Origin of the sequence: Massilia sp. CFBP 13721, assembly GCF_014842025.1 — a bacterium.
Taxonomy (GTDB): domain Bacteria; phylum Pseudomonadota; class Gammaproteobacteria; order Burkholderiales; family Burkholderiaceae_D; genus Telluria.
Genome location: NZ_JACYUY010000006.1, coordinates 44,779 through 65,105 on the forward strand (window position 1 = coordinate 44,779; position 20,327 = coordinate 65,105).

Consider the following 20,327-nt stretch of genomic DNA (forward strand, 5'->3'; position numbering starts at 1 on the left):
GACCCATTCCATGTTCCCGAGCCCTCTATTCCTGGCGCCGCAACGCGCCCTGACGGTGTCTGCCGTTGCCACGATCAACCACTTGCTGGCGGACGAGTCCTGGGCGCGCGCTTCTCTGCAGCGTCACGCCGGCAAGATCGCCGTCATCGATACCGGCCACCTGGCGCTGCGCCTGCGCGTAGGGGCCGACGGCTTGCTGGAAGCGGCGGCGCCCGAGGCGATTGCCAGCGTCACCATCCACGTCAAGCTGACCGACCTGCCGCTGATCGCGCAAAACCGCGAGCGAGCGTTTTCCTATGTGCGCATCGAAGGCGACGCCGAATTTGCCAACACGATCTCGCAGCTGAGCCGCGGCCTGCGCTGGGAACCCGAGCACGACCTCGAGCGCCTGTTCGGGCCGATCGGCGCCAGCCGCCTGGCCGGCGGCGCGCGCAGTGTCTTTGCCAATGTGAATGCCGGCGGCCGGCGCCTGGCCGAGAACCTGGCCGAATTCCTGGTCGAGGAGCGCCCGGTGCTGACGCGACCGACCGACGTCGACGCGTTCGGCGCCGACGTGGTGCGCCTGCGCGACGACGTCGAACGCACCGCCAAGCGCATCGCCCGGCTGGAACAGCTGGCCGCGCAAAAGCCGGCGCAGCAACCGGCACAGCAACCGGTGCAGCAACTTAGCGTGCAAGTGGCGCCGCCCAGCGCCCTCATTCCGACAACCCGCCCGAGCGGGGATTCCACCCTGGATAGCTGATGATATTGAAATTCCTGCGCCTGCTTAAAATCTTCACGGTCGCAACCAAGTACGGCCTCGATGAAATCGCAATGTCCGGCTTCAATGCCCCTCGTACGGCACGTTTTGTCAGCGGCATGTTTTTCTGGCGTGGCCACATCACCACTCCGCGCGCGATCCGCCTGCGCCTGGCCCTGGAAGAACTGGGGCCGATCTTCATCAAATTCGGCCAGGTGCTGTCGACCCGGCGCGACCTGATGCCGCCCGACATCGCCGACGAACTGGCGCTGCTGCAAGACCGCGTGCCGCCATTTCCGTCCGACCAGGCGATTGCCCAGATCACGGCCGCGCTCGGCGCCCATCCCGACGAATTGTTCGCCAGTTTCGATCCGGTGCCGGTGGCGTCGGCCTCGATCGCGCAAGTGCACTTCGCGACGCTGAAAAACGGCAAGCAGGTTGCCGTCAAGGTGCTGCGTCCTGGCATGAAGAAAACGATCGACGAAGACGTCGCCCTGATGCACCTGGCGACCGGCCTGCTCGAACGCGTCTGGGCCGAAAGCCGGCGCCTGAAGCCGCGCGAAGTCGTGGCCGAGTTCGACAAATACCTGCACGACGAACTCGACCTGATGCGCGAGGCGGCGAATGCGAGCCAGCTGCGCCGGAATTTTGCGGACTCTGAATTGCTGATGGTTCCGGAAATGTATTGGGACTATTGCTCCAACAGCGTGATCGTCATGGAACGCATGAACGGCATTCCAGTCTCGCAGATCGACCGCCTGGCGGCCGAAGGCGTCGACCTGAAAAAGCTCTCCAGCGACGGCGTCGAAATCTTCTTTACCCAGGTCTTCCGCGACGGCTTTTTCCATGCCGATATGCACCCCGGTAACATCCTGGTCTCGGTCGAGCCGGAAACCTTTGGCCGCTACATCGCCCTCGATTTCGGCATCGTCGGTACCCTCAACGACTTCGACAAGGATTACCTGTCGCAGAACTTCCTCGCCTTTTTCCGGCGCGACTACAAGCGCGTGGCCGAAGCCCACATCGAATCGGGCTGGGCGCCGAGCACTACCCGCGTCGACGAACTCGAATCGGCGGTGCGCGCCTGCTGCGAGCCGATTTTCGATCGTCCATTGAAAGACATTTCCTTCGGCCAGATCCTGCTGCGCCTGTTCCAGACTTCGCGCCGTTTCAATGTCGAGGTGCAGCCGCAACTGGTGCTGCTGCAAAAGACCCTGCTGAATATCGAGGGACTCGGACGCCAGCTCGATCCTGACCTCGATCTGTGGAAAACGGCGAAGCCGTACCTCGAGCGCTGGATGGGCGAGCAGGTCGGCTGGCGCGGCCTGGTCGAGCGATTGAAAGCCGAGGCGCCGCGCTACGCCCATATTTTCCCGCAACTGCCGCGCCTGGCGCATCGCGCGCTCGAGCAGCAGGCGCAACCACATGCGGCGACGCAGGATTTGCTGGCCCTGCTGGTGGTCGAACAGCGCCGCACCAATCGCCTGATCGGTTTCGTTGCCTGGCTGGCCGGCGGCATCGCCTCGGGCATCATCTTCGCGGCCGTGCTGGCGCGTTATGGCACGACCTTCTGACATGCCTGAATTCAGCCGCCGCGATCCGAATACCCCGCAATTCTGGGACGAGCGCTTCGAGCAGGACTTTACGCCCTGGGACCTGGGCGGCGTGCCGCAGGCGTTGCGCGATTTCGTTGCACGCGACAGCGCCCCGCGCACGGTGCTGATTCCGGGATGCGGCAACGGCTACGAATTGCAGTTTTTGTCCGACGCCGGATGGGATGCCACCGCCATCGATTTTTCGACTGCGGCCGTCAGCCGTGCGCGGGCGCTGGTCGGGCCGTGGGCAGCGCGTGTAGTCGAGGCGGACTTTTTCAGCTGGCAACCGGATCAAGCCCTGGGCCTGATTTACGAACGCGCCTTCCTGTGCGCCTTGCCGCCTGCCATGCGCCCGCAGGTGGCGGCGCGCTATGCCGCGCTGCTGCCGCCCGGCGCACTGCTGGCCGGCTTCTTTTTCTTTGGCAGTACGCCCAAGGGGCCGCCGTTCGGCATTGCGCGGGCGGAACTGGAGGCGTTGCTGACGCCGCATTTCGCGCTGGTGGAAGAGGGGGATGTGGTCGATTCGCTGCCTGTCTTTGCTGGCCAGGAACGCTGGATGGTGTGGGAAAGGCTGGGCGACGCAAACTGAGTTCTTCCGGGAACGAACGCACAGACCCGTAAGGTGGGCGGCTAAACCGAGGCATCTGCCTGTCCGCTGCTTGAATGCCGCCCACGCGTTCAACCGCAACCTGAAACCTCGCGACGACGCATCTGCCTGTTGAACGCGTGGGCGGCTCACATGCCGGTGGTCAGCATGCCTAAGGGTGTAGCCGCCCGCCTTACAGGTTAGTGCTTCCCTGTACTCAGCCAAAAAAAAGCCCGCATCGCGGGCTTTTAACTGCAGCATTCTTGTACGGCCATGCGGCGATGAGACATCGCGCCAACTTCTGTTTCTTTGACCTGGTTCCAGCAAGCCGGAACCTGCCGGCAGCATCTGCTGTCGAGAATGCTATTTAAGCAGCTAAGTTGATTTTCGGCAAATGGTACGGTTGAAATGCTGATTAAAAACAACACTTCCCGGCGCTGCCGCTTTCGCAGGCAATCGCTGCCGGCACCGCCCGGTCCATCAGTCCGTCAGAGCCCGCTAAAACCTTTATAATTCAGGGTTTTGAAGATTTTTGCGGAGTATCACAATGCCGATTTACGCTTACCGCTGCGATGAATGCGGTTTTTCCAAAGATGTACTGCAAAAAATTTCCGACCCGGTCTTGACGACCTGCCTGTCGTGCGGCAAAGACGCGTTCAAGAAACAGGTCACCGCCGCCGGCTTCCAGCTCAAGGGTTCGGGCTGGTACGTCACCGATTTCCGTGGCGGCAAAGCGCCGGCAACGGGGACCGCGTCTGCCACCAGTGCGGCGGCGCCTGCCGCGGCTGAAGCCAGCAGTAGCAGCGAGAGCAGCACGGCCGCCAGCCCGGCGCCGGCGGCCAAGAGCGACACGAGCGCATCCTGATGCTGCTCCCTGCGGCCTCCAGGCCGCAGCAATAAGAACAATGAGAACTTGATGCGCAAATACTTCCTGACCGGCTTGCTGATCCTCGTACCGCTGGCCATCACGGCCTGGGTGCTGAGCATGATCATCGGCACGCTCGACCAGTCGCTGCTGTTCGTGCCCGAACGCTGGCAGCCGCGCCGGCTGATCGGCGTCGACATCCCGGGCATCGGCGCGATCCTGACGATCGCCATCGTCTTCATCACCGGCCTGCTGACCAACAACCTGGTCGGCGGCTACATCGTGCGCGTCGGTGAACGGCTGCTGAAACGCATCCCGGTCGTCAGCTCGCTGTACGGCAGCGTCAAGCAAGTGTCCGACACGCTGTTTTCGTCGTCCGGCAATGCCTTTCGCCAGGCGGTGCTGATTCCTTACCCGCATGCCGATTCCTATACCATCGCCTTCCTGACCGGCGTACCCGGCGGCGACGTGAAGAATCACCTGGTCGGCGAATACGTCAGCGTGTACGTGCCGACCACCCCGAACCCGACCTCGGGCTTTTTCCTGATGATGGAGCGCAGCAAGGTCGTCGAGCTGGACATGACGGTCGATGCGGCCCTGAAGTACATCGTGTCGATGGGCGTCGTGGCACCGGAATAAGCTCCCCGAGCGGACTACAATAGCAAGCATCAAAGCCGCTGCAGGCGGCACCGATACACCAACCTGGAATAGAGAAAATATGTCCTCCATGCGTACTCACTACTGCGGCCTCGTGACCGAAGAATTGCTGGGCCAAACCGTCAGCCTGTGCGGCTGGGTGCATCGCCGCCGCGACCACGGCGGGGTCATCTTCATCGACCTGCGCGACCGCGAAGGCCTGGTGCAGGTCGTCTGCCATCCGGACAATGCGGATGTGTTCAAGGCCGCCGAGCACGTGCGTAACGAGTACTGCCTGCGCATCACCGGCACCGTGACCAACCGCCTGGAAGGCACGGCCAACGCCAACCTGAAGTCGGGCAAGATCGAAATCAACGCCAGCGCGGTCGAAGTGCTGAACGCATCGGTGCCGGTGCCGTTCCAGCTGGACGACGACAACCTGTCGGAAACCACCCGCCTGACGCACCGCGTGCTCGACCTGCGCCGCGGCCAGATGCAGCGCAACCTGCGCCTGCGCTACAAAGTGTCGATGGAAGTGCGCAAGTACCTCGACAACCTCGGCTTCATCGACATCGAAACCCCGATGCTGACCAAGTCGACCCCGGAAGGCGCACGTGATTACCTGGTCCCATCGCGCGTCAATCCAGGCAACTTCTTCGCGCTGCCGCAATCGCCACAGCTGTTCAAGCAGCTGCTGATGGTCGCCAACTTCGACCGTTACTACCAGATCACCAAGTGCTTCCGCGACGAAGACCTGCGCGCCGACCGCCAGCCTGAGTTCACCCAGATCGACTGCGAAACCTCGTTCCTGACCGAACAGGAAATCCGCGACCTGTTCGAAGACATGATGCGCGTCGTCTTCAAGAACGCCGCCGGCATCGACCTGCCGAACCCGTTCCCGGTGATGGATTTTGCTACCGCCATGGGTTCCTACGGTTCGGACAAGCCGGACATGCGCGTCAAGCTGGAATTCACCGAACTCACCGAGCTGATGAAGTCGGTCGAATTCAAGGTCTTCAACAGCGCCGCCAACATGACGGGCGGCCGTGTGGTCGGCCTGCGCGTGCCGCAGGGCGCCTCGATGCCGCGTTCGGAAATCGATGCCTACACCCAGTTCGTCGCCATCTACGGCGCCAAGGGCCTGGCCTACATCAAGGTCAACGAAAAGGCCAAGGGCCGCGAAGGCTTACAGTCGCCGATCGTGAAGAACATCTCGGACGAGGTCCTGGCCCAGATCCTGGAACTGACCGGCGCGCAGGACGGCGACCTGATCTTCTTCGGTGCGGACAAAGCCAAGGTCGTCAACGACGCCATCGGCGCGCTGCGCGTGAAAATCGGCCACTCGGAATTCGGCAAGAAGGCCGGCCTGTTCGACGACACCTGGTCGCCGCTGTGGGTCATCGACTTCCCGATGTTCGAGCACGACGAAGAAAACGACCGCTGGACCGCGACCCACCACCCGTTCACGGCCCCGAAAGACGGCCACGAAGACATGCTGGAAACCAATCCAGGCGCCTGCATCGCCAAGGCTTACGACATGGTCTTGAACGGCTGGGAAATGGGCGGCGGTTCGATCCGTATCCACCGCGAAGACGTACAGAGCAAAGTGTTCCGTGCCCTCAAAATCGACGCCGAAGAAGCGCAGCTGAAATTCGGCTTCCTGCTCGACGCCCTGCAATACGGCGCGCCGCCGCACGGTGGCCTGGCGTTTGGTTTGGACCGCCTGGTCACGCTGATGACCGGCTCGGAATCGATCCGCGACGTGATCGCCTTCCCGAAAACCCAGCGCGCACAAGATCTGCTGACCAATGCACCGTCGGAAGTCGACGAGAAGCAACTCAAGGAACTGCACATCCGCCTGCGCAATGAAGCGCCGAAAGTTGCTTAAAAGCGCTCGGCCTTAGGGCTGGGTAGAATAGGGGCCGGCGCATCCAACGATGCGCCGGCCTTTTTATTTTGTTTCGGAGAAGCGCGCGTGCACAAGATTCCTGAGTCGGTCCTGGTCGTCATCCACACTGTGGAGTTGCAGGTGCTGCTGATCGAGCGCGCCGACCGGCCCGGGTTCTGGCAATCGGTGACGGGCTCGCTCGACGCGCCGGACGAACCGCTGCTGGCGACGGCCACGCGCGAACTGTTCGAGGAAACGGGGATCGTCGCCGACGGCGAACGCATCCGACTGCGCGACTGGAACTTGTCGAATGTCTACGAAATCTATCCGACCTGGCGCCACCGCTACGCGCCCGGCGTGACCCACAACACCGAGCACGTGTTCTCGGTGTGCGTGCCGCGCGATATCCCGATCACTTTGAGTCCGCGCGAGCACCTGCAGTACGCCTGGCTGCCGCTGCTGGAAGCGGCGGATAGATGCTTTTCGTCGTCGAATGCGGAGGCGGTGTTGCAATTGCCGCGGCACGTCGACGTCGAACAAGCCCAGGGCCGCGTTCAGCGGTAGCAGCTCAGGCGCAGGGTGTCGTCTTCGCGCGCGACGATGCGCTGCGGCTGGCTGTCGCCGCAACGGTAGACGATGTTCAGGCGTTTCTCGACGTTGCGTGCCGGATCGCCGCACAGGTGATTGCCGGCGACGACGACGCCGCCATTGCGCTCGGCTTCCTGGCGCACCGCCTGGCGCGCATCGCACATGGCGCCGCGCGCACCGTAGCTCGCTTCTTCGATCCGCAGGCGATCCCGGCCCGGGCCACCACGGCGGTCGTCCTGGGCGGCGCGCTGGCCGGCGGCAAAACCGGCGTCGTAGCCGCGGCGATACTCGGCACTCTGGGCAAACGCGGATGTGGAAGCGGCGGTCAGGGCCAGGACGGCGGCAAGGCGCAGGATGGTGTGGTTAGCAAATCGCATGATGGTCTCCGAATTCAGATATTGATAAATGCACGCCTCCATTTTGTCAGTAAATACGGACAAATTTGTCGGTTGCACTGTAAGAAAAGTGTCAATCTGTAAGCTGCGCGCCTTTTGGAAGGTATTCAGAGCCTATCCCAGTAGACCGGGGGAAGCTGCGAGTGACATGCGCGTAGGCGATGCATGGCAAGCGTGGGCAAGGCGCGAGGATGGCGCATGGCGGGCCATGCAACTGACGAGCAACGCAGCACCCGCTTGTCAGGCGCGCTCGCGGCGACTCCGGGCCACTGGGATAGGCTCTAAGCAATCACTGCCGATTGCGTCGGCATATCGATGGCATCGACCGTGCAGCCCCGGCCCAGTGCCTTGGCGCGGTACAGGGCCTGGTCGGCACGGCGCAGGATGTCGGCAATGCGCGCTTCTCCAAGGCCACGCAGCGCGACGCCGGCGCTGTAGTCGAGCCGATGGCCCAGTTCGAGGAGGGAGGCATCGAGCAGGTAGGCGCGCAGGGGCTGGTCGAAGGCGCGCGCCGCATCCGCTTCGGCGCTCATCAAGAGCACGCAAAATTCTTCGCCGCCGTAGCGGCAGACCGAATCGCCCGTGCGGCAGGTCGCGCGCAGCGCTTGCGCGAAGAACTGCAGGGCATGGTCGCCGGCTTCATGGCCACGCGTGTCGTTGATGTGCTTGAAGTGGTCGAGGTCGATCATCAGCACGCCGATCGGCCTTTGATAACGTATGCTGTTGGCCAGTTCGACGTCGGCTTGCAGTAGCCAGGCGCGCCGGTTCAGCGCACCGGTCAGGCTGTCGGTGGTGGCCAGCCGCTCGAGCGCGCGGGCCGCTTCGTCGCGGTGTGCCAGCAGGATGCTCACCATGCTCAGCACCGCCGTCACGTTGGTCACCATGGCGAAGGCAAGGTTCACCGGATGCGGGGTAAGGAAGGCTGGAAACTGCTCGGTGAAAAAGGCGCCCAGCACGCCACGCCAGACCGTGACGATCATCTGCGCCGTCAGGCCGGCCACCAGCAGCCAGCGCCAGCGCCCAACCGGCACGGATGGCCTGCATGCGAGCGTTGCGATCGTCAGCGCCATCTGTACCGCCAGCCAGCCATTGGCCCAGCCGACCCGAAACGCGTAATGGGAAAAGCCGGCGGCATAGCCGGCTGTCATCAGGAAGGCAGCGATGGCGGGGGCGCGGGCGGGAGCCGTACGCCCGCACCACAATTCGAAGGCGGCCGCGTTGCAGGCAAAACTGCTGGAGAGGCAGGCCATCGACAAGACCGACAGCGCGAAGTCGGCGGCGCCGCCCGGGAACATCGCGCCTGATGCCAGCAGCAGGCTCCAGCCGACCGCCTGCAGCACGGCGCCCGCCTGAGCCAGCCGGGCTGCGCGATTGACCTTGCCCATGATCGTCGTCAATGCCAGCGCCATCGTCGACACGCTAAGCGTCATGGCAACGAGCAGTGAGGCAATATCAAAGGACATTGAAGGCGAGGCCTGAGGGCGGTGGGCGAGGGGGGGGGCGTCGAGCAGTGCCAGTATAGCCCAGCAGTCCAGGCACTAGTACCGCGGTGTTTCCAGTTCACGAATGTCACAATTGCATGCGCTGGATGCAAGACAAGCCTTCGCGCTTAGAATGCCCGATAACGTTGCTCGCGATACAGCAGCGACGGCAGCATCACGTGGGCCATGGCTTTCGACACGCGCGCATCGTCGGGCAGGCCGGCCTTGAGGTCGAGCGTGCCGGTGGCGGCATCGTAGCGCGCGTTCAGCGGCGTTTGGCCAGGGCGCAGGATGGTGGCCGAACTGCCTTCGAGCCAGGCAAAATAATTATCGAACTGCATCATGGCGCGGCCCGGGCTGGTGCTGTCGCGCGCGAAATCGCGTCCGATCATCGGGTGGGTGCTGGAGACGCCGAGCAGCGACAGCAAGGTCGGGCCGAGGTCGATCTGGCTGGCGATGGTGGCGATGCGCTTCGGTTCGATGTCGGCGCCGAGGATCAGTGCCGGGATATGGAATTTCTTGATCGGCACCAGGCTGTTGCCGTATACCCGGTTGTCGTGGTCGGCTACGATCAGGAACACCGTGTCCTTCCAGTAGGCCTGCTGTTTCGCTGCGCGGATGAACTTGCCGAGCGCGAAATCGGCGTACTTGACGGCGTTGTTGACGGTCTGCTTGGCCGGGTCGTGCAGCTTGATTTTCCCGTCCGGGAATTCGAAGGGTTCGTGGTTCGATGAGGTAAAAATCAGGCTGAAGAACGGTTTATCTTGCGCGTGCAGGGAAGCCAGGCGTTGCAGCGATTTGTCGAACAGGTCTTCGTCCGATGCGCCCCAGCTGCCGACAAAAGCCGGCTGCATTTGCGCCCGGTCGACGATCTTCTTGAAACCGTTACCGGAAAAGAAACTGCGCATGTTGTCGAAATGGGCTTCGCCGCCATACACGAATTCGGTGTGATAACCCTGCTGGCCGAGACCGGCTGCCAGCGTGTAGAAATTTTGCTGGGCCAGCGACAGTTTGACGACGCTGCGCGCCGGCGTCGGCGCATAGCCGGCGACCACGGCCTCGATGCCACGCACCGAGCGAGTGCCGGTGGCATACATCTGCTCGAACCACCATCCTTCGCCCTTGAGCTTTTCCAGCTCGGGCGTCACCGGCAAGCCGCCGAGCGATTCGACGAACGTCGCGCCCAGGCTTTCCTGCAGGACGATCACCAGGTTGAGCGGCCTGGCGCGGGCGATCGCGGCTTGCTGGTGGTGCAGCGTCGGCAAGGCGGGGGTGTCGAAACGGGCGTCGCGCAGCCAGGGCGCGGAGCGTACTTCGGCCAGCACCCGGCTGCGCGGGATGGCGCCGTAGATTTCGGACGAGACGCTCTCGTTGCGCATCGAACCGAGGGCCGTCAGCACCGACCATCCCGAATTGATGATCAGGGAATTGACCATGGCGTCGGCGGTGAGGGCGAACATGGCCGGGTTCGCGGGCCGATGCGCCGTCGTCGAGCGCACCTGCATGAACACGAGCACGCAGCACAGCGGCCAGAGCAACAGCAGCTTGCGCGACGGCCACATGACGCTGGCGGCGGACGCATGGCGCAGCAGGCGATACAGCACCGTGCCGATCAGCAGGGTGGCGGCCAGGCCGGCGACGAGCGCAATACGAAAGCCGTTCCAGAGGGTGGCGAACACTTCGCGCGGATAGGCCAGGTACTCGACGAACAGCCGGTTCGGGCGAATATCGTATTGCATGATGAACTGTGGCGACGACAGTTCCATGAACAGGATGAAGACGAGCGCGAAGGTGCCCCAGCTGGCCATCGCGCTTTTCCAGAAGCGGGAGAAACGCCGGTGCGCCAGGAGCGGCGCCAGCAGCAGGGGAATGGCCAGGAAGTAGCCGAGCAGGATCAAGTCGGCGCGCACGCCCTGGACCAGAATCGGCAGCAGCCTGCCGGTGGGCTGGACCCGCTCCCACTGCCAGGCCACCAGCGCGGCGCGCGAGAACGACAGCAGGGCCAGGCCGATGAGCAGGATCTGGAACAGTGGAGCATACGGTCCGGCCCACTGGGTACTGCGTGCCAGCTTGTTTCCGATTGAATGCAGTTTGATGCCAAGGCCTGATGCTCGAATCACCGTCATGTTCCTGTTTTTACTTTGTGTATCGGGACTGGCGATGCGGTTGATCCGAACATGGCCATGGGCCAGCTTACGGGAGGCGGTATCGTTGCAATGTGAAGTGGGCGTTAAGAAGGCGTTAAATCGCCCTGGCAGCAATGCAGTCAACTGAGCCGATTTTTTTGAGGAAGAATGCTTGGACCCGTAAGGTGGGCGGCTCCATCTCTTCGGCTTGCGGATCAGCGGTGCGTGCGCCGCCCACGCGTTCAACCAGCCGGTGATGCGTCGCGACGGTTCTGAGTGTGGTGAACGCGTGGGCGGCGTTCAGGCAGCGGGCAGGCGCGCGCTTAGGTATAGCCGCCCACCTTACGGGTCTATGCATCCGTCACGGCTGCGGTGTTGGCGCTAGCAATCAATGTTGGAGAGAAATTTCTTACTCTCAAGAGGTACTAACGGCATTGTTGATGAATAAAGAAGTGTGATCTAAATCGTTCATTTTTGACTCGCCTTGGAGTAGGCTGGGTGCATGAACGACAACTTCCACGACCAGGGCGGCGCCAATCACTGGCACCTCGGCCCCATTATCGACGCGCTGCGTACGTCGCGCGAATCGACCCATAACATCCGCCACCAGGGACGCGTACGCGAACTGCCGTCGCGCACGGTGCTGAGGCAGGTGATCGAAGGCGTTTGCGCGGCGCTGTTTCCCACGCATTACGGCCGTCCCGACCTGAACGACGAGAGCATCGATTATTTCGTCGGCGATACCTTGAACGTGACCCTCGACCAGCTGGTCGAGCAGGTACGGCGCGGCTTGCGCTTCAATCCGGAGCTGGAAAACATCGCCGAGCCGGAGCTGGCCGAGCGCGCGCGGGCGATCACGCGCTCGTTTGCCGCCAGCCTGCCCGAGATCCGCGCCCTGATCGTCTCCGACGTGCAGGCAGCGCTCGCCGGCGACCCGGCCGCCAGTTCGGTCGCCGAAATCATGCTGTGCTACCCCGGCACGATCGCGGTGCTGTACCACCGCATCGCGCACCGCCTGCACCGCCTCGGCGTGCCCTTCCTGGCACGGCTGGGCGCCGACATCGCGCACACGCTGACCGGCATCGACATCCACCCGGCGGCGCAGATCGGCGCCAGCTTCTTCATCGACCACGGCACCGGTGTCGTCATCGGCGAAACGGCCGTCATCGGCCGCCACGTGCGCCTGTACCAGGCCGTCACCCTGGGCGCGCGCCGCTTCCCGACGGACGAGAGCGGGGCCCTGGTCAAAGGGGCGCCGCGCCATCCGATCGTCGAGGACGACGTCGTCATCTATGCCGGCGCCACCATCCTCGGGCGCATCACGGTGGGGGCGGGGTCGACCATCGGCGGCAATGTCTGGCTGACGCAGAGCGTCGCGCCGGGCAGCAACGTCACCCAGGCGCAGATGCGCGGCGCGTAAGGTCGCTTAAGGACTGACTAAGCCTCGGAGCGCGTGCGCCGCGTGCGGGCGGTCGAGGATGCCGCAGGATCAGGCTGCAGGACGGAGCGGAGAATGCGCGCCGGACGCGGCGATCCGTACCTGGCTGCCGGGGTGATTGCTGACCAGGCGCGGCCCGGCGCCAAGCAGGCCTTCGCGCAGCGTGACAGCGCCGGCATCGGCGGCTGCAGCGTGCCGGTAGCGGCCGCGCCGCTGCAATTCCGGCACAATTAACTCCACGACGGCGCCCATGTCGTCGTGCGGCAGCGCGTACGCGAGGTTGAATCCGTCGATGCCGGTCGACTCCATCCACGCTTCGAGCTGGTCGGCCACCTGCGCCGGATCGCCCACCAGCACCGGCCCGCGCCCGCCCAGGCCGATGAACTGCGCCGCTTCGCGCACCGTCCAGCGCTTGTTCGGATCGGCCACGCTGAGCGAGGCCAGCGCCGAACGGCCGGCGTCGGTGTCGATGTAGTCGATGGTGTCGTCGAGCCGGTAGCGCGCGAAGTCGACCCCGGTCCAGCCGGAGAGCAGGGCCAAGGATGCGTCGATGTCGATGTGCTGCTGGTAGTCGCGCAGGCGTGCCTGCGCTGCATCGTTGGTGGCGCCAGTAACGATCAGCGCCTGCGCATACACCAGCAGGGCGTCGCCGTCGCGCCCGGCCGCACGGGTGGCGGCGCGCGCGCCGTCGACATAGCGTTTGACGATGCCCGGCGTCGGGCCGCTGACGAAGGTCGCTTCCGCATGGCGCGCCGCGAAGGCCAGCCCGCGCGGCGAGGCGCCGGCCTGGTACAGGAAGGGCGTGCGCTGCGGCGACGGTTCGCACAGGTGGATGCCGGGCACCGTGTAGTGCGTGCCGCGGTGATTGATCGGATGGACGCGGGCCGGGTCGGTGTAGATGCCGCGCGCGCGGTCGCGCAGCACGGCGCCGTCTTCCCAGCTCTTCTCCCACAGCTTGTAGACGACTTCCAGGAATTCGTCGGCCAGGTCGTAGCGCGCATCATGCCCGAGCTGGCGCTCCTGGCCGAGGTTGCGCGCGGCGCTGTCGAGATAGCCGGTGACGATATTCCAGCCGACGCGCCCGCTGCTCAGGTGGTCGAGCGTCGACATGCGCCGCGCGAACGTGTAAGGATGCTCGTAGCTGACGGCGGCGGTGACGCCGATGCCGAGGCGCGTGGTGGCCTGGGCGATCAGTGGCACCAGCGCCAGCGGATCGTTCAGCGGCAGCTGCACGCCGTGTCGTAACGCCGCATCCGCGCTGCCGCCATACACGTCGTAGGCGCCCAGCACGTCGGCCAGGAAGATCGCATCGAAGCCGCCCGCATCGAGCACCTGCGCCAGTTCGACCCAGTAGGCGGCGTCCAGGTACAGCGCCGTGTTGCGCGGATGGCGCCACAATCCAGGCGACTGGTGGCTCGCCGTGTTCATCTGGAAGGCGTTGAAGCGGATCGGCTTGAAGACACTCATTTGGCGCTCTTCACCAACGCCAGCTGGTAGTCGGTCTTGGCGTAGTCGGCGAACAGGCGGTTCGTCACCTCCAAAAATTCGCGCGAGCGGTAGGCGGCGGCGATATCACGCGCAAACGGTTTCTCGCGGTCGGCGCTGCGCACGGCAACCAGGTTGGCATAGCTCGGCGAGATGGTTTCGCGGCGCAGCGCGTCGCGCAGTTTCAGGCCCGAGGCGAGCGTGAAATTGCCGTTCACGAAAGCATAGTCGGCGTCCTGCAGCGAGCGTGGCAGCTGGGCCGCTTCCAGAGGCAGCAGTTTTATCTGGCGCAGGTTGGCGGCGACATCCTTTTCCGAGGCCTTGATCGGGTCGATGCCGGGTTTTAGTTTGATCCAGCCAAGCTGGTCGAGCATCACCAGCGCGCGCGCCTGGTTGGTGGGGTCGTTCGGCAGCGCCACCGTGGTGCCGGGACGCACCGCGTCGAGCGATGTATGTTTGTGGCTGTAGATGGCGATCGGCGCCGTCGGAATCTTGACCAGTTCCGCCAGGGCCAGCTTGTGCTGCTCGGCGAAGCGCGTCAGGTAGATGATGTGCTGGAAGACGTTGGCATCGAGCGCGCCTTCCGCCAGGACGAAATTGGGCTGGATGTAGTCGTTGAATTCGACCAGTTTGACCTTATAACCCTGGCGTTCGAGGATCGGCTTGATGCCGAGGCGGACCTGGTCGGCATACGGGCCGGCGCTGGTGCCGATGACGAGTTCTTTCGGGTCGCGCGCCTGGGCGCTGCCGATCATGGTCGAGGCAAGGGTCAGGCCGAGCAGGGCGGCGAGCAGGGAACGGCGGGGGTGGCGCATGCGGCAGTCCTTTCAGGGATAAATACAATGTCAGCGTTTGTCGAGGCGGCGCGCGAGGCGGCTGCCGCTCAGCTGGATCAGCTGCACCAGGGCGACCAGGATCACGACCGTGAACACCATGACGTCGGTCTCGAAGCGGTAGTAGCCGTAGCGGATGGCGAGGTCGCCGATGCCGCCGCCGCCGACCACGCCGGCCACCGCCGAATACGAGAGGAAGCTGATCGCCAGCACGGTGAGCGAGAGCACGAGGGCGGCGCGCGCTTCGGGCAGCAGCACGCGCAGGACGATCTGCAGTTCGGAGGCGCCCATCGACTGCGCCGCCTCGATCACGCCGCGCGGCACCTCGCGCAGGTTCTGCTCGACCAGCCGCGCGAAATACGGAATCGCGGCGAACGACAGGGGGACGGCGGCCGCCAGCGGCCCGATCGAGGTGCCGGCCAGGCTGCGCGTAACCGGTACCAGCGCCACCATCAGGATGATGAAGGGGAAGGAGCGCACCGTGTTCACGATCCAGCCCAGCACCAGCGCCAGCGTGCGGTTCTGCAGCGCCTGGCCGTCGGCGACCAGGAACAGCAGGATCCCGAGCGGGCCGCCGATCAGCAATGCGCTCGTCAAGCCGATGCCGAGCATCAGCGCGGTCTGCAGAAAGGCCGTCCATAGGTCCGGAAGAACGACGAGAATCGATTCAGGCATGTGCATCTCCCCATGCGGCCGCGGCGAAGACCTCGGTACCGTAATACGCCAGTTCGCGCCCAAGGGCGGTCTTGCGCGGCGCGCTGTGGTCGGCCAGCGCGAATTCCTCGGCCACCAGGCCATGTTCGATGACGGCGACGCGGTCGCACAAGGTGCCGAGCACCTGCAATTCGTGGCTGACGATCACGATCGTCACGCCCAGCTGGCGGTTGATGTCGCGCAGGGTCTCGAGCAGGCCGCGCGTGGTTTCCGGGTCAAGCGCAGAGGTGGGTTCGTCGCACAGCAGCACCGCCGGCTGGCTGGCCAGTGCGCGCGCGATCGCCACGCGCTGCTTCTGGCCGCCCGAGAGCTGGGCCGGATAGCTGGCCGCGCGGTCGCCCAGGCCGACCAGCGCCAGGCATTCCTCGACCCGCGCTTTCAGGCGCGGCGCATTCATCGCATCGTGGATGCGCAGCGGGAAGGCGACGTTGTCGAACACGGTCGCGTTCTGCAGCAGGTTGAACTGCTGGAAGATCATGCCGATGCGGCGCCGCGCATTGCGCAGCGCGCGCTTGTCGAGGCGGGTCAGTTCGGCGCCGTCGACCAGCACGCGGCCGCGCTCGGGGCGCTCCAATAGATTCATCAGGCGCAGCAGGGTCGACTTGCCGGCGCCGCTGCGGCCGACCAGGCCATAGATTTCGCCGGCGCGGATCGCCAGCGTCACGCCGCGCACGGCCTCGAAGCGGCTGCCGTCGGGCAGGACGAAGCTGCGCGCCACGTCGTCGAGGCGGATCGCGATGTCCGCGGTGGAAGAGGGCGCGTTCATCACGAATACGGGGTCGGATCGGGCAGGCGGCCTTCGAGCGCATAGCGCCCGAGGTCGCGCAGCTTGTAGTCGACCGGGTCGTGCAGCGTGTGCACGCGGGCGTTGCGCCAGTAGCGGTCGAAACCGAAGCGCGCCGAGGTCGAACGGGCGCCGGTCAGTTCGAACATCTCGTTGCCGATGTCGATGGCCGCGCGGTGCGCCAGCACCTTGGCTTCGGCGCCGGCCACGGCGACTTCACCGCGTTCGCGCGCGCTCAGGGCCGCCCCTCGGGCATAGGCGGCGTCGAGCAGCTGCGCGGCGTGGTCGGCCAGCAGCGTCGCCGGACGCACTTTCAGCCACAATTCACCATAGCGGTGCTGCACGAAAGGGTCGGCAGTCGCCTCGTTGACGCCGGAAGCGAACCAGGGCCGCGCCTGTTCCAGCGTGTAGTCGCGCGCCGCCTCGAAGGCGCCCTCGGCGATGCCGAGATACAGGTTGGTCATCACCAGTTGCGCCACCTGCGAACGCAGCGTGGATTGCGCGGTCGGCACCTGGCCGGGCGCCTGCAGCACCAGCGCCGAGGGCAGGTACACCTTGTCGAAACTGACGTTGCCGCTGTCGGTCTGGCGCTGGCCGAAGGCATCCCAGTCGGCCTCGACCCGCACGCCCGGCTGGCGCGTCGGCAGCACCCCGATCAGGGCGGCGCCGGCCGCCGCATCCCAGGCCGATACCGTCAGCCAGTCCGAACCGACCGAGCCCGAAGCGAAACTTTTGACGCCGTCGAGGACATAGCCGCCGGGCGTGGCGCGCGCCGTGGTGCGCCGGTCGAGCGGGTTCAGGGCATTACCCCAGAACAGGCGCTGCTGCACGCTGGCGCTGTACAGGTTGCGCTGCTGGACGGCGGAACCGTACAGCGCCAGGCCGGCCAGTTGCAGGTGGTGGAAGCCGAACAGGTGGGCCAGCGCGCTGTCGGCGCGCGCCAGGATGCGGATGACTTGATAGACGGTCGACCAGGGCGCGCCCTGGCCGCCGAATTCGGTTGGAATCGACAGCGTCAGCAAGCCGCTGTCGCGGATCAGCGCGCGTTCGTGAGCGGCATGGCCGCCGGCGCGGTCGCGTTCGACGGCGGTGGCGGCGAATTGCGCGGCCAGCCGGGTGGCGATGGCCAGCGCACCGGCGTCGGCGCTGGATTCTGCGCCGGATTCTGGAACGCGTAAAGCTTGCACGGAAGAAGACATCGGGACTGGCCTTGATGAGTAAGTGGCAACTAGTGTGCAACGCCGTTTGGCGCGCGTGAACGAAGAAATCCGGCCATCGATATGCGCCAAACCTTAAAACGCCGGGCGCATATGGATGTGCAAAACGATTCGTGTTCTTTTGTCCGGGGCGGCTCTAGGCTGTACTCATCTGTGAACGATTGGACAACAACATGAGTGTCATCTTGCTGGGCGGAAGCCCATCCCCGAATGCGTCGACCACGCGCCTGCTGCTGCACGTCGGCGACAAGCTGGCGCTGCACGGCCAGCGATTGATCCGCATCGAAGCGCGCGAACTCGATCCCCAGGCCCTGCTGGCAGCCGACTGCGGTGAGCCCGGCATTGCGCGCATGCTGGCGCAGATTGCCGCGGCCGATGCGCTGGTGATCGCCACGCCGGTCTACAAGGCGGCCTACAGCGGCTTGCTGAAAGCCGTGCTCGACCTGCTGCCGCAGGACGGCCTGGCGGGCAAGCTGGTGCTGCCGCTGGCCAGCGGCGGCAGCCAGTCGCACATGCTCGCGCTCGACTACGCGCTGCACCCGGTGCTGGCGTCGATGGCGCCGCGCTCGATCTTGCCGAGCATCTACGCCACCGCCGACCAGCTCGGCCGCAATGCCGACGGCAGCCTGGCGCCGGCGCCGGCGATTGCCGCGCGCGTGGCGCAGGGCGTCGAACAGCTGGCCTTTGAACTGCGCGCCCTCGAATTGCGCACCTCTGAGCTGCGCGCCACGGCCCACGGCGCCGAAGCGGCACTGGCCGCCTGACACCCATCCATATCGAGAAGAGAGAGCACATGCATTCCGACCATCCATCGCGCCCCGGCCGCCGCCGCAACCTCGGCCTGCTGGCCGCCGGCGCAGTTGCAAGCGCAGCTGCAGGCCTGCACGGCGTCGCTGCTGCGCAGCCGCGTACCCCATTAAAAGAAGTGCGCATCGGCTATCAGAAATACGGCACCCTGACCCTGCTCAAGGGGCGCGGCACGCTGGAAAAACGCCTGGCGGCGCACAACATCGCCGTCAAATGGACCGAGTTCCCGGCCGGGCCGGTGCTGCTCGAAGGCCTGAACGTCGGCAGCATCGACTTCGGCACCGTCGGCGAGGCACCGCCGATCTTCGCCCAGGCCGCCGGCGCGCGCCTGGTGTATGTCGGCCACGAGCCGGCCTCGCCGTCGAGCGAAGCGATCGTGGTGCCAAAAGGGTCCACCTTGCGCACGGTGGCCGAGTTGCGCGGCAAGAAGGTCGCGCTGAACAAGGGCTCGAACGTGCACTTTCTGCTGGTGCGGGCGCTGGAAAAGGCCGGCGTGCCCTGGAACGCGATCCAGCCGATTTATTTGCCGCCGGCCGACGCCAGGGCCGCCTTCGAGCGTGGCAGCGTCGACGCCTGGGTGATCTGGGACCCGTTCCTGGCCGCCGCCGAACAGCAGCTGGGTGCGCGCGTGCTGGCCGACGGCCGCGGCCTGGTGTCGAACCACCAGTTTTATCTGGCCGCGCGCAGCTTCGCCGAACAGCACGCGGATATCACGCGCATCCTGCTCGACGAGATCGCCAAGGTCGACGACTGGGGCCGCGCCAATCCGGCCGAAGTCGCGCAAATCCTGGCGGTGCAGACCGGCCTGCCGCGCAACGTGGTCGAGCTGGCGGGGAGCCGCTATGCCTATGGCGTCAAGCCGATGTCGCACGAAGTGCTGCGCGAGCAGCAGCGCATTGCCGACGCTTTCCACAACCTGAAACTGATCCCGAAACCGATCATCGTGGCCGACGCCTTGCTGACCGCGTCGCTCTGAACGCCCTGAAAGAAGCCCTATCATGACTACCCCGAACGTCTTCTGGTTCCTCCCCACCCACGGCGACAGCCGCTACCTTGGCACCACCAAGGGCGCGCGCTCGGTCGATGCCGATTACCTGCGCCAGATCGCGGTCGCAGCGGACACCCTCGGCTACGACGGCGTCCTGCTGCCCACCGGCCGCTCCTGCGAAGACCCATGGATCACGGCCGCGTCGCTGATCGGCGCCACGCGCCAGCTGAAGTTTTTAGTCGCGATCCGCCCCGGCCTGTCCACGCCCGGCATGGCCGTGCGCCAGGCGGCTACCTTCGACCGGCTGTCGAACGGGCGCCTGTTGATCAACGTCGTCACCGGCGGCGACCAGGGAGAACTGGAGGCCGACGGCCTGTTCGCCGACCACGCCAAGCGCTACGAGATCTCGGATGAATTCATCCGCGTCTGGCGCGCCAGCCTGGCCGGGGAGGGCGGGGCGGCCGGCTATGATTTCGAGGGCAAGCATATCCAGGTCAAAGGGGCGAAGACGCTGTACCCGCCGATCCAGAAACCGCATCCGCCGCTGTACTTCGGCGGCTCCTCGGAACCGGCGCACGAGCTGGCGGCCGGGCAGATGGACGTCTACCTGACCTGGGGCGAACCGCCGGCGGCGGTGGCGGAAAAGCTGGCCGACATCCGCGCCCGCGCCGCGCAACACGGGCGCACGCTGCGCTTCGGCATCCGCCTGCACGTGATCGTGCGCGAGACCAGCGAAGAAGCCTGGCGCGCGGCTGATGAACTGATCAGCCACCTGGACGACGACGTCATCGCCAAGGCGCAGGCGGCCTTCGCCAAGATGGATTCGGTCGGCCAGCAGCGCATGGCGGCATTGCACGGCGGCCGCCGCGACAAGCTCGAGGTGTCGCCGAACCTGTGGGCCGGCGTCGGCCTGGTGCGCGGCGGCGCCGGCACGGCGCTGGTGGGCGACCCGGAAACGGTGGCGGCGCGCATGCGCGAGTACCAGGACCTCGGCATCGAGACGTTTATCTTGTCCGGCTACCCGCACCTGGAAGAGTCCTACCGCTTCGCCGAACTGGTGTTTCCGCTGCTCGGGAAGGGGAAAGAAGGCGGCGAACAGTCGATCACCGGACCCTTCGGCGAAATGATGGCCAGCGACATCGTGCCGAAGAAGGCGGCCTGA

At 65.2% G+C, this 20,327-nt stretch carries 19 protein-coding genes; 11 read left to right on the forward strand and 8 right to left on the reverse strand.

Annotated elements, in window-relative coordinates; all coding sequences use genetic code 11:
* Positions 1–10: 10 nt before the first annotated feature.
* The 7 genes from IFT60_RS07515 (at position 11) to nudB (ending at position 6,873) form a co-directional block, all read left to right on the forward strand.
* Positions 11–742 carry a ubiquinone biosynthesis accessory factor UbiJ gene (locus tag IFT60_RS07515; RefSeq protein WP_307729670.1) on the forward strand — a complete coding sequence of 244 codons (732 nt, stop codon included), beginning with the start codon at positions 11–13 and terminating at the stop codon, positions 740–742.
* Entirely contained in the window at positions 742–2,313 is a 1,572-nt protein-coding gene (gene ubiB / locus IFT60_RS07520) for a ubiquinone biosynthesis regulatory protein kinase UbiB (protein WP_192051232.1), read from the forward strand. The genes IFT60_RS07515 and ubiB overlap by 1 nt, the downstream gene beginning before the upstream one ends.
* Position 2,314: 1 nt before the next feature.
* The gene (locus tag IFT60_RS07525) at positions 2,315–2,923 is read left to right on the forward strand and encodes a methyltransferase domain-containing protein (RefSeq protein WP_192051234.1); all 609 of its coding nucleotides are present in this window, start codon (positions 2,315–2,317) and stop codon (positions 2,921–2,923) included.
* A gap of 544 nt (positions 2,924–3,467) precedes the next feature.
* Positions 3,468–3,785: an FmdB family zinc ribbon protein gene (locus tag IFT60_RS07530; RefSeq protein WP_192051236.1), complete on the forward strand. Its 318-nt coding sequence runs from the start codon at positions 3,468–3,470 to the stop codon at positions 3,783–3,785.
* A gap of 51 nt (positions 3,786–3,836) precedes the next feature.
* On the forward strand, positions 3,837–4,424 hold the full coding sequence (locus IFT60_RS07535; RefSeq protein ID WP_192051238.1) for a DUF502 domain-containing protein: 588 nt from the start codon (positions 3,837–3,839) through the stop codon (positions 4,422–4,424).
* Between the two features lie 79 nt (positions 4,425–4,503).
* Positions 4,504–6,309, forward strand: a complete 1,806-nt coding sequence (gene aspS / locus IFT60_RS07540) for an aspartate--tRNA ligase (protein WP_192051240.1) — start codon at positions 4,504–4,506, stop codon at positions 6,307–6,309.
* 87 nt (positions 6,310–6,396) lie between these two features.
* Complete coding sequence (gene nudB / locus IFT60_RS07545; RefSeq protein WP_192051242.1) at positions 6,397–6,873, forward strand: dihydroneopterin triphosphate diphosphatase; 477 nt, start codon at positions 6,397–6,399, stop codon at positions 6,871–6,873.
* Here the strand turns inward: nudB and IFT60_RS07550 are convergent.
* From IFT60_RS07550 to IFT60_RS07560, 3 genes are all read right to left on the reverse strand, one after another.
* Positions 6,864–7,274, reverse strand: a complete 411-nt coding sequence (locus IFT60_RS07550) for a hypothetical protein (protein WP_192051244.1) — start codon at positions 7,272–7,274, stop codon at positions 6,864–6,866. The genes nudB and IFT60_RS07550 overlap by 10 nt on opposite strands.
* 299 nt (positions 7,275–7,573) lie before the next feature.
* The gene (locus tag IFT60_RS07555) at positions 7,574–8,755 is read right to left on the reverse strand and encodes a GGDEF domain-containing protein (protein ID WP_192051246.1); all 1,182 of its coding nucleotides are present in this window, start codon (positions 8,753–8,755) and stop codon (positions 7,574–7,576) included.
* A 146-nt stretch (positions 8,756–8,901) separates the two neighbouring features.
* Positions 8,902–10,893, reverse strand: coding sequence for an LTA synthase family protein (locus tag IFT60_RS07560; protein WP_374000625.1), 1,992 nt, complete (start codon positions 10,891–10,893; stop codon positions 8,902–8,904).
* A gap of 508 nt (positions 10,894–11,401) precedes the next feature.
* Here IFT60_RS07560 and epsC point away from each other — a divergent pair.
* Complete coding sequence (epsC, locus tag IFT60_RS07565; protein WP_192051251.1) at positions 11,402–12,319, forward strand: serine O-acetyltransferase EpsC; 918 nt, start codon at positions 11,402–11,404, stop codon at positions 12,317–12,319.
* A 69-nt stretch (positions 12,320–12,388) separates the two neighbouring features.
* Here the strand turns inward: epsC and IFT60_RS07570 are convergent, their stop codons facing one another.
* From IFT60_RS07570 to IFT60_RS07590, 5 genes are read right to left on the reverse strand one after another with little or no spacing between them, the layout of a single operon-like run.
* Positions 12,389–13,804 carry an LLM class flavin-dependent oxidoreductase gene (locus tag IFT60_RS07570; protein ID WP_192051253.1) on the reverse strand — a complete coding sequence of 472 codons (1,416 nt, stop codon included), beginning with the start codon at positions 13,802–13,804 and terminating at the stop codon, positions 12,389–12,391.
* Positions 13,801–14,637 carry a MetQ/NlpA family ABC transporter substrate-binding protein gene (locus tag IFT60_RS07575; protein WP_192051256.1) on the reverse strand — a complete coding sequence of 279 codons (837 nt, stop codon included), beginning with the start codon at positions 14,635–14,637 and terminating at the stop codon, positions 13,801–13,803. Before IFT60_RS07575 ends, IFT60_RS07570 begins: the two co-directional genes overlap by 4 nt.
* Positions 14,638–14,667: 30 nt before the next feature.
* Positions 14,668–15,330, reverse strand: a complete 663-nt coding sequence (locus IFT60_RS07580) for a methionine ABC transporter permease (RefSeq protein ID WP_192051258.1) — start codon at positions 15,328–15,330, stop codon at positions 14,668–14,670.
* Positions 15,323–16,135: a methionine ABC transporter ATP-binding protein gene (locus IFT60_RS07585; RefSeq protein ID WP_192051260.1), complete on the reverse strand. Its 813-nt coding sequence runs from the start codon at positions 16,133–16,135 to the stop codon at positions 15,323–15,325. Before IFT60_RS07585 ends, IFT60_RS07580 begins: the two co-directional genes overlap by 8 nt.
* Positions 16,135–17,352, reverse strand: a complete 1,218-nt coding sequence (locus tag IFT60_RS07590; RefSeq protein ID WP_192051263.1) for an acyl-CoA dehydrogenase family protein — start codon at positions 17,350–17,352, stop codon at positions 16,135–16,137. Before IFT60_RS07590 ends, IFT60_RS07585 begins: the two co-directional genes overlap by 1 nt.
* A gap of 191 nt (positions 17,353–17,543) precedes the next feature.
* Between IFT60_RS07590 and ssuE the strand changes: the two genes are divergently transcribed.
* Genes ssuE through ssuD form a run of 3 tightly spaced genes read left to right on the forward strand, consistent with a single transcriptional unit; the run spans position 17,544 to position 20,327 of the window.
* On the forward strand, positions 17,544–18,134 hold the full coding sequence (gene ssuE / locus IFT60_RS07595; RefSeq protein ID WP_192051265.1) for an NADPH-dependent FMN reductase: 591 nt from the start codon (positions 17,544–17,546) through the stop codon (positions 18,132–18,134).
* 29 nt (positions 18,135–18,163) lie between these two features.
* Positions 18,164–19,153 (forward strand): sulfonate ABC transporter substrate-binding protein, encoded by a 990-nt coding sequence (locus IFT60_RS07600; RefSeq protein WP_192051268.1) that lies wholly within the window; start codon positions 18,164–18,166, stop codon positions 19,151–19,153.
* Between the two features lie 22 nt (positions 19,154–19,175).
* A complete protein-coding gene (gene ssuD / locus IFT60_RS07605) occupies positions 19,176–20,327 on the forward strand; it encodes an FMNH2-dependent alkanesulfonate monooxygenase (RefSeq protein WP_192051270.1) in 1,152 nt (383 codons plus the stop codon).